This window comes from Ochrobactrum sp. PL_is483 (assembly GCF_055816855.1).
The window spans coordinates 1-14,972 of the sequence record NZ_JBVPGS010000016.1 but is presented as its reverse complement, the minus strand read 5'-3'; the positions used below and the strand labels follow the sequence as shown (position 1 = coordinate 14,972).

13 protein-coding genes and 1 pseudogene are annotated in these 14,972 nt (G+C 58.3%); 8 read left to right on the top strand and 6 right to left on the bottom strand.

Annotation, left to right across the window (positions count from 1 at the left end; translation table 11 throughout):
- Positions 1–104 precede the first annotated feature (104 nt).
- The 5 genes from AC0TNJ_RS00375 to AC0TNJ_RS00355 all read right to left on the bottom strand — a co-directional run bounded on the left by AC0TNJ_RS00375 (position 105) and on the right by AC0TNJ_RS00355 (position 7,288).
- Positions 105–3,269 (bottom strand): efflux RND transporter permease subunit, encoded by a 3,165-nt coding sequence (locus AC0TNJ_RS00375; protein ID WP_063881697.1) that lies wholly within the window; start codon positions 3,267–3,269, stop codon positions 105–107.
- Positions 3,266–4,525: an efflux RND transporter periplasmic adaptor subunit gene (locus tag AC0TNJ_RS00370; protein WP_063881699.1), complete on the bottom strand. Its 1,260-nt coding sequence runs from the start codon at positions 4,523–4,525 to the stop codon at positions 3,266–3,268. The genes AC0TNJ_RS00375 and AC0TNJ_RS00370 overlap by 4 nt, the downstream gene beginning before the upstream one ends.
- Positions 4,526–5,003: 478 nt before the next feature.
- A complete protein-coding gene (locus tag AC0TNJ_RS00365) occupies positions 5,004–6,542 on the bottom strand; it encodes a multicopper oxidase family protein (RefSeq protein ID WP_473769881.1) in 1,539 nt (512 codons plus the stop codon).
- A 106-nt stretch (positions 6,543–6,648) separates the two neighbouring features.
- Positions 6,649–7,053 carry a CopM family metallochaperone gene (copM, locus tag AC0TNJ_RS00360; RefSeq protein ID WP_063881703.1) on the bottom strand — a complete coding sequence of 135 codons (405 nt, stop codon included), beginning with the start codon at positions 7,051–7,053 and terminating at the stop codon, positions 6,649–6,651.
- Positions 7,054–7,066: 13 nt separating this feature from the next.
- Positions 7,067–7,288 carry a heavy-metal-associated domain-containing protein gene (locus AC0TNJ_RS00355; protein WP_063881705.1) on the bottom strand — a complete coding sequence of 74 codons (222 nt, stop codon included), beginning with the start codon at positions 7,286–7,288 and terminating at the stop codon, positions 7,067–7,069.
- Positions 7,289–7,449: 161 nt separating this feature from the next.
- Here AC0TNJ_RS00355 and AC0TNJ_RS00350 point away from each other — a divergent pair, with 161 nt between their 5' ends.
- The 8 genes from AC0TNJ_RS00350 (at position 7,450) to AC0TNJ_RS00315 (ending at position 14,008) form a co-directional block, all read left to right on the top strand.
- The gene (locus tag AC0TNJ_RS00350) at positions 7,450–10,008 is read left to right on the top strand and encodes a heavy metal translocating P-type ATPase (protein WP_063881706.1); all 2,559 of its coding nucleotides are present in this window, start codon (positions 7,450–7,452) and stop codon (positions 10,006–10,008) included.
- Positions 10,009–10,062: 54 nt separating this feature from the next.
- Complete coding sequence (locus AC0TNJ_RS00345; protein ID WP_063881720.1) at positions 10,063–10,326, top strand: glutaredoxin family protein; 264 nt, start codon at positions 10,063–10,065, stop codon at positions 10,324–10,326.
- An 11-nt stretch (positions 10,327–10,337) separates the two neighbouring features.
- Positions 10,338–11,354: a 2Fe-2S iron-sulfur cluster-binding protein gene (locus AC0TNJ_RS00340; protein WP_063881708.1), complete on the top strand. Its 1,017-nt coding sequence runs from the start codon at positions 10,338–10,340 to the stop codon at positions 11,352–11,354.
- Positions 11,355–11,377: 23 nt separating this feature from the next.
- A complete protein-coding gene (gene cueR, locus AC0TNJ_RS00335) occupies positions 11,378–11,875 on the top strand; it encodes a Cu(I)-responsive transcriptional regulator (RefSeq protein WP_063881710.1) in 498 nt (165 codons plus the stop codon).
- Between the two features lie 2 nt (positions 11,876–11,877).
- The gene (locus AC0TNJ_RS00330; RefSeq protein ID WP_063881711.1) at positions 11,878–12,084 is read left to right on the top strand and encodes a hypothetical protein; all 207 of its coding nucleotides are present in this window, start codon (positions 11,878–11,880) and stop codon (positions 12,082–12,084) included.
- A gap of 297 nt (positions 12,085–12,381) precedes the next feature.
- The gene (locus tag AC0TNJ_RS00325; protein WP_155734615.1) at positions 12,382–12,534 is read left to right on the top strand and encodes a hypothetical protein; all 153 of its coding nucleotides are present in this window, start codon (positions 12,382–12,384) and stop codon (positions 12,532–12,534) included.
- A gap of 149 nt (positions 12,535–12,683) precedes the next feature.
- Complete coding sequence (locus AC0TNJ_RS00320; RefSeq protein ID WP_063881721.1) at positions 12,684–13,697, top strand: cation diffusion facilitator family transporter; 1,014 nt, start codon at positions 12,684–12,686, stop codon at positions 13,695–13,697.
- Positions 13,694–14,008, top strand: a complete 315-nt coding sequence (locus AC0TNJ_RS00315; protein ID WP_063881713.1) for an ArsR/SmtB family transcription factor — start codon at positions 13,694–13,696, stop codon at positions 14,006–14,008. The genes AC0TNJ_RS00320 and AC0TNJ_RS00315 overlap by 4 nt, the downstream gene beginning before the upstream one ends.
- Positions 14,009–14,159: 151 nt before the next feature.
- Here the strand turns inward: AC0TNJ_RS00315 and AC0TNJ_RS00310 are convergent.
- Positions 14,160–14,345, bottom strand: a pseudogene (locus AC0TNJ_RS00310) (DUF305 domain-containing protein); the annotation flags it as partial.
- Between the last annotated feature and the right edge of the window lie 627 nt (positions 14,346–14,972).

Sequence of the window (14,972 nt, the reverse complement as noted above, 5' to 3'; positions counted from 1 at the left end):
CAGCGCATCAGAATCGTTTTTGATTGTGGGAGCGATCGCAATTGGTCCTTGGGTCTTACGACCAGACTGGATGCGATCGCCGTGACTTGTTTATGGTTGCTGTTTCACAACAGTCCCTTCAACGCTTTTGCGCCTTCGCGACGCAACGCCAATTTGCGCACGACGACGTAGAACACCGGAGTCAGGAGCAGCCCGAATAACGTGACCCCGAGCATGCCAGCAAACACCGCAATACCCATGACATGTCGCATTTCGGCACCGGCGCCTGTTGCGATTACGAGTGGCACAACACCTGCGATGAAGGCGAGTGACGTCATCAGGATTGGTCTAAGCCGAAGCCGTGCCGCCTCAAGCACGGCATTCAATGGATCGACGCCTTCATCTTCCTTTGCCCGCGCGAATTCCACGATCAGGATCGCATTCTTGGCGGCAAGACCAACCAGAACGACGAAGCCTATCTGGGTGAAAATGTTGTTGTCACCACTGGTTAGCCAGACACCGACAATTGCTGAAAGCAGAGCCATCGGCGCGATCAGCAGCACAGCGAATGGCAACGACCAGCTGTTATACTGAGCAGCAAGAATGAGAAAAGCGAGTAGAACGGAAAGCGGGAATATATACATTGCCGTGTTTCCGGCCTGTTTCTCCTGATAGGCAAGGTCCGTCCACTCGAAGGCCATGCCGGATGGCAGGGTTTCCGTCATGATGCGTTCTATTGCGGCTGTTGCCTGCCCGAACGAATAGCCGGGTGCCGGACCGCCGCTGATATCTGCCGATGGGAAACTGTTGTAATGCATGACCCGATCCGGGCCCGAACTGTGCTTGATCGTCAAAAGGGCAGATAACGGAATCATTTCGCCTGTTGCGTTTCTCACCTTCAGGCGGCCGATGTCCTCCGGCTGCATCCGGAAGGGGGCGTCCGCCTGGACGACGACACGATAGGTCCGGCCAAAGCGATTGAAGTCATTCGCGTAAAGCGAGCCAAGATTGACCTGCAGCGTTTCGAATATGGTGTTGAGCGGCACGCCTTGCGACTTGGCTTTTACCCGGTCGATATCCACCTGAACCTGCGGCGCGTTCACCTGGAAGCTTGCGAGCATGCCCGCTAGTTCCGGTGCCTGCATCGCCTTGGCCATGATTGCCCCTTGTGTCTCGGCGAGTGCTTCAAACCCAAGGCCCGCCCTGTCTTCGATCTGAATCTTGAATCCTCCGGTCGTGCCGAGACCAGGAACCGGTGGGGGCGGGAATATACCGGCAAAACCATCAGGTATCTGGCTGAATTTGCCCATCAGGCGGCCTGCGATGGCGAAGGCGGACAAAGAAGGGTCCTTGCGTTCATCAAAGGGCTTGAGCATGGTGAACATAACGGCAGCGTTCGGGATATTGACCATGCCGTTGACCGAAAGGCCTGGGAAAGCGACGACACTTTCCACACCGGGTTCGGCAAGTGCAATCTCAGACATTTTCTTAACCACCGCCTCGGTTCTGTCGAGCGACGCTCCCGTCGGCAGCTGTGCAATGCCGACGAGGTAATATTTATCCTGAGCTGGAACAAACCCGCTGGGTACAGTCTGGAACCCCATCCATGTCATGCCAAGCAAACCAGCATAGACGAGCAGAACGAGCGCGCTCAGCCTCACGGCGCGGCGCACAGACCAGACATAAGCATTCGAAGCAGTGTCGAAGAACCGGTTAAAGAGCCTGAAGAACCAGCCGAACAGTCCATCAATCACCCGTGTCAGGAGATCACGCTTCACCTCGCCGTGGTGCGGCTTCAGGAGCACGCCGGCAAGCGCGGGAGAAAGCGTGAGGGAGTTGATCGCCGAGAAGATAGTCGAAATTGCGATCGTGAGGGCGAACTGGCGGTAGAACTCACCTTGCAGCCCTGACAGGAATGCCGAGGGAATGAACACGGCCGACAGGACGGACGTAATGGCAATGATCGGCCCGGTCACTTCGTCCATGGCCTTGCGTGCTGCTTCCTTTGGCGTTTCGCCAAGCGCGATATGACGCTCGACATTTTCGACGACCACGATAGCGTCATCAACGACGATCCCGATGGAAAGCACGAGACCGAACAGTGACAATGTGTTCAGCGAGAAGCCGAACATGTACATAAGCGCGAATGTACCAACCAACGACACAGGGACCGCAACGAGCGGAATGATCGAAGCCCGCCATGTCTGAAGGAAAAGCACGACGACGATCACGACCAAAACGATGGCTTCGAGCAGCGTTATGACTACGGCCTCCAGAGACGCCTTGACGAAGACGGTGGGGTCGTAGGCAATGCGGTATTCTATGCCCTCGGGAAAGCCTTTTTGCAGTTCTTCCATGGTGTTGCGAACAGCGCTCGCCACGTCGAGGGCGTTGGCGCCCGGGCTCTGGACGATCTGCATTGCCAGCGCCGGCTTGCCGTCGAGAAGACTGCGCAGCGCGTAAGCGTCTGCGCCGAGTTCGATACGGGCAATATCGCGTAAACGGGTTATCTGGCCATCGCTGCCGGTCTTGACGACGATGTCGCCGAACTGTTCCTCATTGGAAAGCCTGCCAAGCGTGTTGACCGTGACCTGGAACGCAGCCGAGGCGTCTGGCTGCTGGCCAATCGAGCCTGCGGCCACCTGGGCGTTCTGCTCCTGAATTGCCGCCACCACGTCCGAAGCGGTCAGACCACGCGCTGCCACCTTGGCCGGATCAAGCCACACCCGCATGGAATACTCGCCAGCACCCCAGACGAGTACGTCACCCACACCTGACAGGCGCGCAAGCTGGTCGCGCACCTGTAAGGTGGCGAAATTCGACAGATAGAGTGGGTCATAGCGATCATCGGGTGATACCAGATGAACGACCATCAGGATATCCGGCGAGGTCTTTTGCGTCACCACACCGATGCGCTGAACCTCTTGCGGCAGACGCGGAAGCGCGCGCGAGACACGATTCTGCACCTGAACTTGCGCCATGTCAGGATCCGTGCCCTGCTGGAACGTCACAGTCAGCGTCATGCGCCCATCGGTCGCCGCCTGCGAGCTCATATAGAGCATGTTCTCAACGCCATTGATCACCTGCTCCAGCGGCGCGGCAACCGTTTCTGCAATCACTTCGGGACTGGCGCCTGGATAACTTGCGGTGACTTGTACCGTCGGCGGGGTCACCTGCGGATATTCGCTCAATGGCAGTTTCAAGAGCGTCAGGCCACCGCCGATCAGCATCAATACGGACAGGACGACCGCGAAGATGGGACGGTCGACGAAAAAGCGTGGGATATTCATCGACGTGCCTCCTGCGATGCAGCCGCCGCTCGGTCACCATCGACGGATTGGCCCGACAACATCGAAACTGTTTGCGGGTCAACTTGCATTCCGGGGCGAACCAGCCCCTTGATAATGATTTTCTCGCCTGGCTTGAGGCCGCTGGAAACAACGCGCAGACCATCGATCATTGGTCCCAGTTCAACCGGTCGGTACTCGGCCTTGTTCTCGGCACCGAGAGCCAGAACGTAGCGGCGCCCCTGGTCGGTACCGATCGCCTGTTCGTCGATGAGCACGGTCTGAGCCGGTTCGGCGGTAACCAGCTTCACCCGCGTGAAGAGGCCTGGTGTCAGCCGGCCATCCAGGTTCTTGACTACTGCCCTGGCGCGGATCGTGCCCGTACTCCGGTCGACACGGTTGCCGAGAAAGTCGAGTTCGCCGACATTTGGGAACCCCATATCGGTCATCAAGCCGACCTGCACGGGAAGCCTGCCGCCGACCCTCCCGGAGTCTGATGCGCGTGCATGAGCCACAAATCCGAGATAGGTGGCTTCGTCGATATCGAAATAGACATAGAGCGGATCGGTCGAAACGATCGTAGTGAGCAGGGTCGCAGCCCCTGCATTCCCTCCTGTGACAAGATTGCCTTCTGTCACGAGGACACGGTCGACTCGCCCGGCAATCGGTGCCGTGACGCGGGTGAACGACAGATCAAGTTCTGCGGCCGCAACGGCGGCTTTGGCGATTTCAACCTGGGCTTGGCGCTGACGGCGTACTGCCTGCGCGTCATCGAAGGTCTTGCGCGACACGGTCCCATTCGGAGCCAGTCTTTCGGCACGCCGGAAATCGATTTCGGCCTGGTCGAGCAGAACCTTTGCCTGCTGCAACTGGGCCTCAGCTGCGTCCAGGGCGACCTGGAAGGGCCTTGGATCGATCTGAAACAGTAGATCGCCGGGGCGAACGAGGCCGCCTTCGGGAACGCTGACGGCGTCGATTGCGCCGCCGACGCGCGGTCGCAGCTCAACCGCGCTGATGGCTTCAGTATGGCCGGTAAACTCCACGGACGGCGCGACCTTACGCGTGATGACTTCGGCGACAGGGACCTGTGGGGCAGGCACTTGAGCCGACTGTGCGGCGGCTTGAGATACCGCAGCCGACGAAACAAGCGCCAGTAGATTTTCGGCATGGGATTTAGCCTCGTCGCGATAGACAATGCCAAGAGTACCACCGGCGATGACTGCTCCGGTCAGGAACAGGGTGGTGGCTTTGCTACTCATTATCGTTCTCCTTCATTGGGTCGCGCCACCGGACAGCGTGAGACGGTGGTGACTTTTTCGAAAGGTGCAGCTTCCAACCATGGGAAGGTCAACACCCGAGGAATATTTTTTTGGAAGAAGCTCTTGACGTGATTCATCAGGGGTTTGATCTGGCCGTCAGTGGAGCTGATTTCTCCGATGCGCTCGGAGCGGGAGGAGGTCGGTTCAGCTTGGTAGAAACAGCATGCGGAGCGTCTCAGCTGCCGGAAATCCGCTGAGAAAGCGTGACCGGTGGCTTTCCAGAATCAAAGAATTCAATGGCTTTCGGCGGTCGCGAGGGCGCGAGAAGGCAAGCCTTCATTTCGGCGCCCCGCGGCGGAATATGTGCCCCTGAAAAGCAGGAGCCGGCGGTGCAACACCACAACAGAGCCATGTATCCTAATTAGCACGCCGCGATTATTTTCGCGGCGGGCCTTTGTTTCATGTGCCGATCCAAAACTTAGGCTCGAACGTCAATCGTACCCATCATTCCGAGCTGTTCGTGCTCGAGGATATGGCAGTGATACATGCGTGGTCCCGGCAGATCTTGGCGCAGCAGAATCCGAACCGTCTCTCCGGCCACGATGTTCACGGTATCCTTCCATGCGCGATAGGCTGGCCTGGTGACCTTTCCGTCCTTCTCGTGCTCGATTATCTGGAACTGCGTCCCATGCACATGGAACGGATGGTCCATATCCGCTTCGTTGACGACTTCCCAAAGTTCGACTTGTCTGACTTTCGAGACTTCATCTATGCGGCTCATGTCGAAGCTGGCTCCGTTGATCAGGAACTTCATCTCCATGCTGTCGGAAGACATCGACATGTTGGAGTGATCCATGCCCTGCATCGACATGTTACTATGGTCCATACCGCCCATGGATTCCGTCAGCACAAAACGACGCGTGACAACCGGATTCTCAAGAGCTTCGATGGTGCGTAGCTTTGCCGGCAACGGAGGTATTGCGCTTGCCGGCGCATCTGATACGTGTGCCGTCAACAGGGTCATGTCGGCCTCGTTCGGCTTACCCGGCCCCATCCAGCCGCGCTCATATTCGAGCGTCGTGAGCATGGCCATTCCCGGTTTGTTGAAAGAAACAATCAACTCAACGCGTTCGGCCGGCGTGAGCAGCAGCTCATCGACGGCGACAGGGGCTTCGATCAGGCCACCATCCGTTCCTATGACGGTCATGCTCGCATTTTCGAACTTGAGCCGCAGGAATCGCGCATTCGTCGCGTTAAAGAGGCGCAAGCGACGCTTCTCGCCAACTGCAACAGCCATCGTCGGGTTCTTCTGCCCATTAACGAGCACATGATCGCCAACGCGGCCGTTCATCAGATCAGCCATCGTGCTTTCCGGCATTGTCCCGTCGGCGGCGATCCTGAGATCAGTGAGCATGAGGATCGTGTCGCCATACTCCGACGGAATGGGATCGTCCGTTGGCTTGACCAGAAAGACACCAGCGAGTCCGCGGTAAACCTGCTCAGCGGTCAAACCATGAGGATGGGGATGGAACCAGTAAGCTGCTGCACTGCCTTCCGGCAGATCAAACGCATAAATACGGTCATCACCCGATTCCACCGGTTCCATCGGATTGCCATCCTGGTCGGCCGGCACCGGCATGCCATGCCAGTGAATAGTCGTGGGTTCGCCTGGAATTCCGTTCTTGAAGCTGATCTCGACTTTGTCACCCTCACGTGCTTCGATTACGGGATTGGTGCCATTGTAGAGAAGCACAGGCGTATCGAGCCCTTCGGCGAACCGCATGGTGCCTGGTTCTGCTGCGAGCTTTACCTTGAATACGCCCGGTGCGGCCGACTGATTGGACAGGCGTGGCAGCTCCTTGAGCGGATGTCCCTCCGGCAAAACCGGGTTGGCGTTTGTGGGAGGCACGGCGTGATTACCGTGGCCATCCATGCCGCCCATATCGTGCTTTTGAGCTATTGCAGGCCCGGCCACGACGAGGCCCCCAAGGCTTGCCAGAAATGTACGCCTTTGCATCGATCGTCTTCCTTTCGGTTGTTTGACAGTCAACGGCGCCGCCGTCCAACCATGTCTTATGCATTTTTCATGGGGGAAGGCCGCTCCTGAGAGCCGCTCCCGGTTGTCACTGACCGCGTTTTGCCAGCCATTCGCGCATCATGGTGATTTCGCCTTCCTGGGCGGTAATCACGCCCTCGGCGAGTTTGCGGACTTCCGGATCCGTTCCGTGTTCGAGCACGACGCGCGCCATATCGATCGCGCCCTGGTGGTGCGGAATCATGCCGCGCATGAAATCCTCGTCCGCATCACCCGTGAACTCTATCGCCATATCGGCGTGCATCTTGTCGTTGACAACTTGATAGGCGCGAATGACAGGATTGTCGGAAGGCGTGCTTGCGCCGTGACCGGCATGTTCACCGCGGTTCATGGTTGCTCCTTGTTCTTGTTTGCCAATCTGCGATTGCGCGTAGGCGAGACCGCCGGCAATAGCTAGCGCGCCGGCGATAAAAATCGGGGTGAGTTTGTTCATGGCTCTGCTCTGATCATAAGGTTCTCAAAGCCGTACTCGGCGTTTTTGCGGTCGCGGGATAGCCTGCTTCTTCAAGGACCAGCTGAAGTGCCGCCAAGGTAGCCGTCGTCTCGACCACGACCGTGCGCGCCTCGGGATTGGTCGCGACCTTAGCGTTCGGATCGATCGACTGGATCGCCTGGGTAACGGATTTTGCGCAGCCGCCGCAGGTCATATCTTCGATTCTGAGTTCCATGAGAAATCTCCTTGTTTTGCTTTAGCGTTGTCGAATGTGGGGCTTCCAACCATGGGAAGGTCAATAGCAAATTTTTCCCCCTTTTCGCCTCTTGACCTTCCCATGGTTGGAAACTCCATCTTTGTCTGGAATGGAATTCGGGATAAGAAAAGGAGGCGGCCATGAATGCCCCCGTTAAAGCAACAGACCTGTCTGGAACGATAGCGCTCCCCATTGAGGGGATGACCTGCGCCTCCTGCGTGGGTCGTGTCGAAAGAGCCCTCAAGGCCGTGCCAGGCGTCGCCAATGCGATCGTCAATCTGGCAACGGAAAAGGCGAGCATCACTACGAACACGCCGGTCGATCCGGCCATGCTCGTCAAGGCCGTGAAGGATGTAGGCTATGAGGTTCCGGAAAGTTTCTCCGCGCCGGCGGCGGCCTCGCTTGAGGTGGCGATCGAGGGTATGACCTGTGCCTCCTGCGTGGGTCGTGTCGAAAAGGCCCTCCGGGCCGTGCCCGGCGTCACCAGTGCCGTCGTCAACCTCGCAACCGAGAAGGCCACGGTCCAGGGAGCCGCCGACGCCGCTTTGGTGGTGGCAGCAATCGAAAACGCGGGCTATGACGCCAAGCTGATCGCGGCGGGATCCGGGGCCGCTCAAGTAGAGACCGATGATCGCGCCGGGAAGAAGGAAGCAGAACGCCGCGAACTGACCCGAGATTTCACCCTCGCGGCGGTGCTGACGGTGCCGGTCTTTATCCTGGAGATGGGCTCACACGTCATCCCGGGCATGCATGACCTGATCGCCTCGACCATCGGCATGCAGACGAATTGGTACATCCAGTTCATGTTGACAACCGTCGTCCTGTTCGTTCCGGGCATTCGCTTTTACGACAAGGGGCTTCCGGCACTTGGGCGGCTCGCTCCTGACATGAACTCGCTGGTCGCAGTCGGCACGCTGGCCGCCTATGGCTATTCGCTGGTGGCGACTTTCGCGCCCGGCTTCCTTCCCGCCGGAACGGTGAACGTCTATTTTGAGGCTGCTGCAGTCATCGTGGCGTTGATCCTGCTTGGCCGTTTGCTGGAGGCTCGTGCCAAGGGGCGCACGTCGGAGGCAATCAAGCGTCTGGTTGGCCTTCAGGCAAAAACGGCACGTGTGCGCAGGGACGGCAAGATTGCCGACCTGCCGATCGGTTCTGTCGTTTCCGGCGATATTGTCGAGGTTCGGCCCGGCGATCGCGTCCCGGTGGACGGGGAGGTCATCGAAGGCGAGAGTTATGTTGACGAATCGATGATCACCGGCGAGCCGATCCCGGTCTCCAAAAAGCACGGCAGCGAGGTCGTGGCCGGAACGGTGAACCAGAAGGGTGCCTTCGCGATCCGCGCGACTGCGGTCGGTGGCAATACGGTGCTGTCGCAGATCATTCGCATGGTCGAGGAAGCGCAGGGCTCGAAGCTGCCGATCCAGGCGCTGGTCGACAAGGTGACGATGTACTTCGTGCCAGCGGTCTTTGCCGTCGCAACCCTGACGTTCGCGGCCTGGCTGTATTTCGGGCCATCGCCTGCACTTACCTTCGCGCTGATCAATGCCGTCGCCGTGCTGATCATCGCCTGCCCGTGCGCCATGGGGCTGGCGACGCCGACCTCGATTATGGTGGGCACTGGCCGGGGGGCGGAATTGGGCGTGCTCTTCCGCAAGGGTGAAGCGCTACAACTGCTGAAGGACGCAAGGGTCGTCGCCGTCGACAAGACAGGCACTTTGACCGAAGGCAAGCCGGCGCTCACCGATCTGGAACTGGCCATCGGTTTCGACCGGGCGGATGTCCTCAGTCTAGTGGCGTCCGTCGAAGCGAAGTCGGAGCATCCGATTGCCCGTGCGATCGTGGATGCAGCTGCAGAGGAGGACATTCCGCTGCCGGCCGTGTCGAACTTCGAATCGGTGACGGGTTTCGGCGTCAAGGCCCTGGCCGGTGGCAAGCGCGTCGAGATCGGCGCAGACCGCTACATGACCGAACTTGGCCATGACGTGGCAGGTTTCGCCAAGGTTGCCGAACGTCTCGGTAATGAGGGCAAGTCGCCGCTCTATGCGGCGATCGAGGGCAAACTCGCGGCGATCATCGCCGTGGCCGATCCGATCAAGGAGACGACGCCTGCGGCGATTAAGGCGCTGCACGATCTCGGCCTCAAGGTCGCGATGATCACCGGCGACAACAAGCGGACGGCCGAAGCTATCGCCAAGCGCCTTGGGATCGACGAGGTGGTGGCGGAAGTCCTGCCGGACGGCAAGGTCGACGCGGTGCGTCGCCTCAAGGCCGAGCATGGCAAGGTTGCCTTCGTCGGCGACGGCATCAATGACGCTCCGGCGCTGGCCGAAGCGGATGTCGGCCTTGCCATCGGCACCGGAACGGACATTGCCATCGAGGCCGCCGACGTGGTGCTGATGTCGGGGAGCCTGCAAGGCGTGCCAAACGCAATCGCACTGTCCAAGGCGACGATTGGGAACATTCGGCAGAACCTGTTCTGGGCCTTCGCCTACAACACAGCTCTGGTCCCCGTTGCCGCCGGGCTGCTCTATCCGGTCTACGGCATCCTGCTGTCACCGGTCTTCGCCGCCGGCGCCATGGCCCTGTCAAGCGTCTTCGTGCTCGGCAATGCGCTCCGGCTCAAGACCTTCCGCGCCCCCGCGCAGGTGGAGAGCGGTGCTGCCCCGTACCATCGGCCGGAACTCGCACCCGCGAAATGAGATATGCGGGCCTGCTCCGGCAGGCTCGCCAGATCTGAAGAAAAGGAATGGACGATGACCAATACGAAGAGCCCATCGGTGGTGCTTTACACAACGCCGACCTGCCCCGACTGTCATGCTGTCAAGCGGTGGCTTGCAGACCAGGGCGTTCCATATGAAGAGCGGGATCTGTCAGATCCCCAGATAGCCGAAGAGGCCAAGGTGCGCACCGGTGTGCGTGTCGCCCCGATCACCATCGTCAACGAACAGGTCTTCTACGGAACCTTTGCCGATCAGAAGCCCCGCCTGGCAGAAGCCCTGTCATTGGGCACTGCCTGAGGGAGATTGCAATGGCAAGACAGATCGAAATTCGGCAAGCAGCGCGCATCATCACCGTCCCGGCTGGCCGCACCATTCTTGAGACGGCGCTGGAGGAAGGGATCGCATATCCTCATGGATGCCGCTCGGGCCGCTGCGGCTCATGTAAGTCCCGACTGCTCAGTGGCGAGGTTGACCTCCTGCCGCACACGCGGTTTTCACTGACGGATGAAGAGCGAAACCAGGGCTTAATCTTGGCGTGCCGGGCACGACCGCTCACAGACTGTTCGGTGGCGTGGCTCGATGACAATGAGGAGGAGCTTGATCTTCCCGTTCGCACCTATCGGACCCGTGTTATTGCGATCGATGACGCGACCCACGACATCCGCCAGATCAGGCTGGAGATTGAAGCAGGGGAGACCGTCGCCTTCAGGGCAGGTCAGTATGCGCAGGTAACGTTTGCCGGTGTGCCAGCGCGCGACTATTCGATGGCGAACCAGCCGGGCCGGTCCTATTTCGAATTCCATATAAGGCATGTGCCCGGTGGAGCCACGAGCGAACACGTCGCCGCGTCGCTTAAAGTTGGTGACGAGGTGTCGGTTCGCGGGCCGCTCGGCAGTTCATTTCTGCGCGAGCAGCATACGGGTCCAATTCTCGCGGTCGCCGGCGGGTCGGGTCTGGCTCCGATCAAGTCGATTGTCGAAATGGCGTTGGCAAGCGGCCTGCGTCAGCCGATCCATCTCTATTTTGGGGCACGGACGGAACGCGATCTTTATCTGGTCGAACATTTCAGTCTTTTGGCGAGCACCTACGATAATCTCCAGTTCATTCCCGTGCTCTCGGAAGTGAGTCGATCCGATCAGTTCCGAACCGGTCTGATAACGGATGCGATCGTGAGTGACATTCAGGATCTCGATGGCTGGAAGGTGTACATGGCGGGGCCTCCCGCCATGATTGACGCTGCCGGCGTCATGCTTCGCGAACTGGGCCTGCAGAGCGAGGATATGCATGCAGACGTGTTTTTCACGCCCGAAGAATCGATGACATAAAACTGCGGAAAGGACACAGGATAATGAATATCGGCAAGGCTGCGGCGGCATCAGGCGTTTCCGCCAAGATGATCCGCTACTACGAATCGACTGGACTGATCCCAGAGGCTTCTCGGACAGATAGCGGCTATCGTGACTACTGTGAAAAGGATGTGCATACACTGCGCTTCATCAGGCGTGCGCGCGATCTCGGCTTCTCGGTTGAAAGAATGACCGAATTGCTCGCCCTGTGGAGAGATCGAAGTCGTGCGAGCGTGGACGTCAAGCGTGTTGCACTTGAGCATGTTGAAGAGCTTGAGCGAAAGACACGCGAACTCCAGGAGATGAGCATGACGCTCAAGCATCTAGCCGAAAACTGTCGGGGTAATACCCGACCGGACTGCCCGATCATCGACGAACTCTCGGCGGATGGCAAGTCGGACAGGACGCGCAAGACTCGGCGTCATTCTGGCGCGACGGGTAACAAGTTCGAGTACCTCGGGCCGGTTGTTTCGGCACGGGCAGAATGCCAGGGAGCGTAGCTGTGATCCACGCCCACGAAATCCTGCACCTGTTTAAACGGGCTTGTTCCGACGGCGACATGGAGGTTGCGGAGAAGCTTTTGCAAACCCTTGAACTGATTGATGAGCGAGAGATGGGTGCCGCAGCTACCTATCGGCCACTGTCTGAAGCTTATCTGGCAATCGGCAAGTTTCCCGGGTCACGTAGAAAATGCCAGCGACCTTATTAAGATATGATCGGCACTGAGTTTCAAGGATGGATGAGCCAGAAACGGGATAGGCCATTGCCGACTTCGCAGGTTACCAACGCAGATACGTCGCGAATCACAATGCGGAGGCGGCGGACGTCGAACCTCAGCGGCAGCCGCCCCCTTCTGGTCTTGCCTCTGTACCCTTCAACGCTTCGCAGCAAATCAGCGTTGAGTTGGGGCAGGCCGTCCTTTCAACCATTTCCATCTGGGTCACGGCGAGCAGGCTGCCTGATACACTTGGTGGGCTCTATCGCGCGCGAGGCCAGTGATAGCAATGTGAAGAGATCTGCCAGTGATGCACTGATCTTCGGCTATGGCCCTGCGCTTATGGGTGCTGGAGCTGCCCTCGTGATTGTCGCGGTCATTGCGGCGGTGCTGGTCAATGCCAGAAGGGGAAAGGTTTCCCCCTACCCCATCCCGGTCCATTGACCGGATCGTGATCAAGCCTACCGGCGCGATACGGTGACCCGCTACCCGGCCATAGGCCTTGCTCGCTGGGCGGGTTTCTAGCGGAGTAGTTGACATATAACATATGAACATCTATTCATATGTTATATGTCAACTGGATGAACCCTGAAATGTCCCATTCACACAACCATGGTCATTCTCACGCTGACCATTCCCACAATCACTCCCATACGCCGACGGTCACCCGCGATAATGAGCGCAAGGTTCTTCTCTCGTTTTTCCTGATCTTCACGTTCATGATCGTGGAAGTGATCGGGGGGCTGATCTCAGGATCGTTGGCGCTGCTGGCCGACGCGGGACACATGCTGACGGATGCGGTCGCCCTTGCACTCGCCTACGCAGCGTTCCGGTTCGGCAGACGAGCCGCTGACGCCAAGCGAACCTTCGGTTATTTGCGTTTCGAAGTCCTTGCTGGATTCATCAATGCCCTGACGCTGTTCGCGATCGTCATCTGGATTGTCTACGAGGCGTGGCAGCGCTTTCAGGAGCCCCATATGGTTCTGGCGGGGCCAATGCTGGGGGTCGCTGCCGCTGGGCTATTGATCAATATTTTTGTGTTCTGGATTCTGACGCGAGGGGACAGCGAACATGTCAATATTAAGGGCGCTGCGCTGCATGTGCTGGGTGACCTCCTCGGTTCGGTCGGTGCGGTCGCAGCGGCAGTCGTAATCTACTATACTGGTTGGACTCCGATCGATCCCATCCTTTCCGTGGTCGTCTCGTTGCTGATCTTGCGCAGTGCCTGGAAGCTGCTCGCAAAGTCGCTACATATCCTGCTCGAAGGCGCGCCCGACAATGTATCTCCGCAACTGATCGAACGGCATCTAACTGCAAACGTGCCTGGCGTTGCATCAATCAGCCACATCCATGTTTGGTCAATCACGTCCGGCCGGGCTCTGGCCACCTTGCACGTCCGCCCTAAGGACGATGCCGATACCCGTGCTGTGGTTCGCTCAGTTGAGCGGGAACTGAGATTACGTTTCGAAATCGATCACGCCACCGTGGCCATAGACTGGAATGACGGACCCGGTTCGTGCGCCTTGTCTCACGCGGCTGCTGCACATTCTCATGATCACGCCCATGACCATGCGCACCATCACGTAAAGCGAGGGCCCGCACATTGAGTAGCACAGCCTCTTCGTCCCAGCAGGACATCTCCATTCTGGCCGAAACCTTCAAGCTGCTTGGCGACACAACACGGTTGCGGATACTCTTCTTCTGTCTTTCGCGGCCGAGGTCTGTGGGCGACATTGCAGAAAGTCTCGACCTGTCGCAAACGCTGGTCAGCCATCACCTGCGACTGCTGAGAGGCGCCAGGCTGGTCAAAGGCGAACGGCAGTCGAAACAGGTTTTTTACGAGATAGCCGACCGCCATGTCAGCGATATGCTGATGGACATGGCCAGCCACATCAACGAGGATCACGGCGATGATTAATCTGTTTGCGCCATCGACGGCACGCTAATGCCCTCCGAACTGAATCTGCCACCTAGATGCGATGTCACTCGCTTCGGCGCGAGCTATTCTTGTGTTGATCGCGTCATATTGGATGGGGAGCTCTTCTGCGCTGCGTGCTGGTCGAGCCCGATCAACGAACCTGATCGAGCTGAGCCTTGATCATTTCCATTTGCTCGATCTCAGCCCCGCTGAGACTTGATGATATTGTCGCACAAATTCAGAAGCTCAGTATCGCATAAACCGCCATTCGACACATAAGGATCGCGCCCGAATGGTGCGGGATCATCGATCCAATGAACTGGCGGTCATCAATCAGGATTTAAGCACGGGTAGCGGCAAATGAAACGATGGCAGAACCATGAGGATTGTCATGCCCCGGGACATGAATCTTATCAGTTGCGGTGATGCGTTTTCCTCCATGACCTGTTCTGTGCTTTCGACGCTGGGCAATCTCTCGCAGGAGGTGGAAAGGCATGCTCTCAAACTGCTGCATGATGCAATCGAACACAGGGACATCCCCAAGACATGAAAGTTGTTCTCTGTACGCGCTTCAGTCGTCACAGTACGTGGCGTCAGGCTCCATCAATACCTCACCATTAGCTTCCGCGGCCCAACTTACGTGGCGTTTGAATGTGAGCGACCTTACGGCGACGCTATCCACTTCGATTAAATCAAGGCCACGGCAGATAGTGACAACGCCGTTCGATCAGCCGCAGGAATCGGGTGTTGTGAGCCCCCGCAACCAAATATCCAAAACCCCGTTGCCCACGCAGCGGGGTTTTTTGTTGCACAAAACGTCGAGTGGCCTGCTGCCGGTTTCGTGGACACCGAGTTAAGGTGTTTCCGATGAAACTGGAGCGCATGAATGCAACGAAGGAAATTCAGCCGCGAGTACAAGCTTGAGGCAGTGAAGTTGGTGCGAGAGCGCGGGGTCAGTGTTGCG

Excerpts from the sequence above, each read along its gene's own strand:
- AC0TNJ_RS00375 (WP_063881697.1), bottom strand. The coding sequence starts at position 3,269 with ATGAATATCCCACGCTTTTTCGTCGACCGTCCCATCTTCGCGGTCGTC.
- AC0TNJ_RS00370 (WP_063881699.1), bottom strand. The coding sequence starts at position 4,525 with ATGAGTAGCAAAGCCACCACCCTGTTCCTGACCGGAGCAGTCATCGCC.
- AC0TNJ_RS00365 (WP_473769881.1), bottom strand. The coding sequence starts at position 6,542 with ATGCAAAGGCGTACATTTCTGGCAAGCCTTGGGGGCCTCGTCGTGGCC.
- copM (WP_063881703.1), bottom strand. The coding sequence starts at position 7,053 with ATGAACAAACTCACCCCGATTTTTATCGCCGGCGCGCTAGCTATTGCC.
- AC0TNJ_RS00355 (WP_063881705.1), bottom strand. The coding sequence starts at position 7,288 with ATGGAACTCAGAATCGAAGATATGACCTGCGGCGGCTGCGCAAAATCC.
- AC0TNJ_RS00350 (WP_063881706.1), top strand. The coding sequence starts at position 7,450 with ATGAATGCCCCCGTTAAAGCAACAGACCTGTCTGGAACGATAGCGCTC.
- AC0TNJ_RS00345 (WP_063881720.1), top strand. The coding sequence starts at position 10,063 with ATGACCAATACGAAGAGCCCATCGGTGGTGCTTTACACAACGCCGACC.
- AC0TNJ_RS00340 (WP_063881708.1), top strand. The coding sequence starts at position 10,338 with ATGGCAAGACAGATCGAAATTCGGCAAGCAGCGCGCATCATCACCGTC.
- cueR (WP_063881710.1), top strand. The coding sequence starts at position 11,378 with ATGAATATCGGCAAGGCTGCGGCGGCATCAGGCGTTTCCGCCAAGATG.
- AC0TNJ_RS00320 (WP_063881721.1), top strand. The coding sequence starts at position 12,684 with ATGTCCCATTCACACAACCATGGTCATTCTCACGCTGACCATTCCCAC.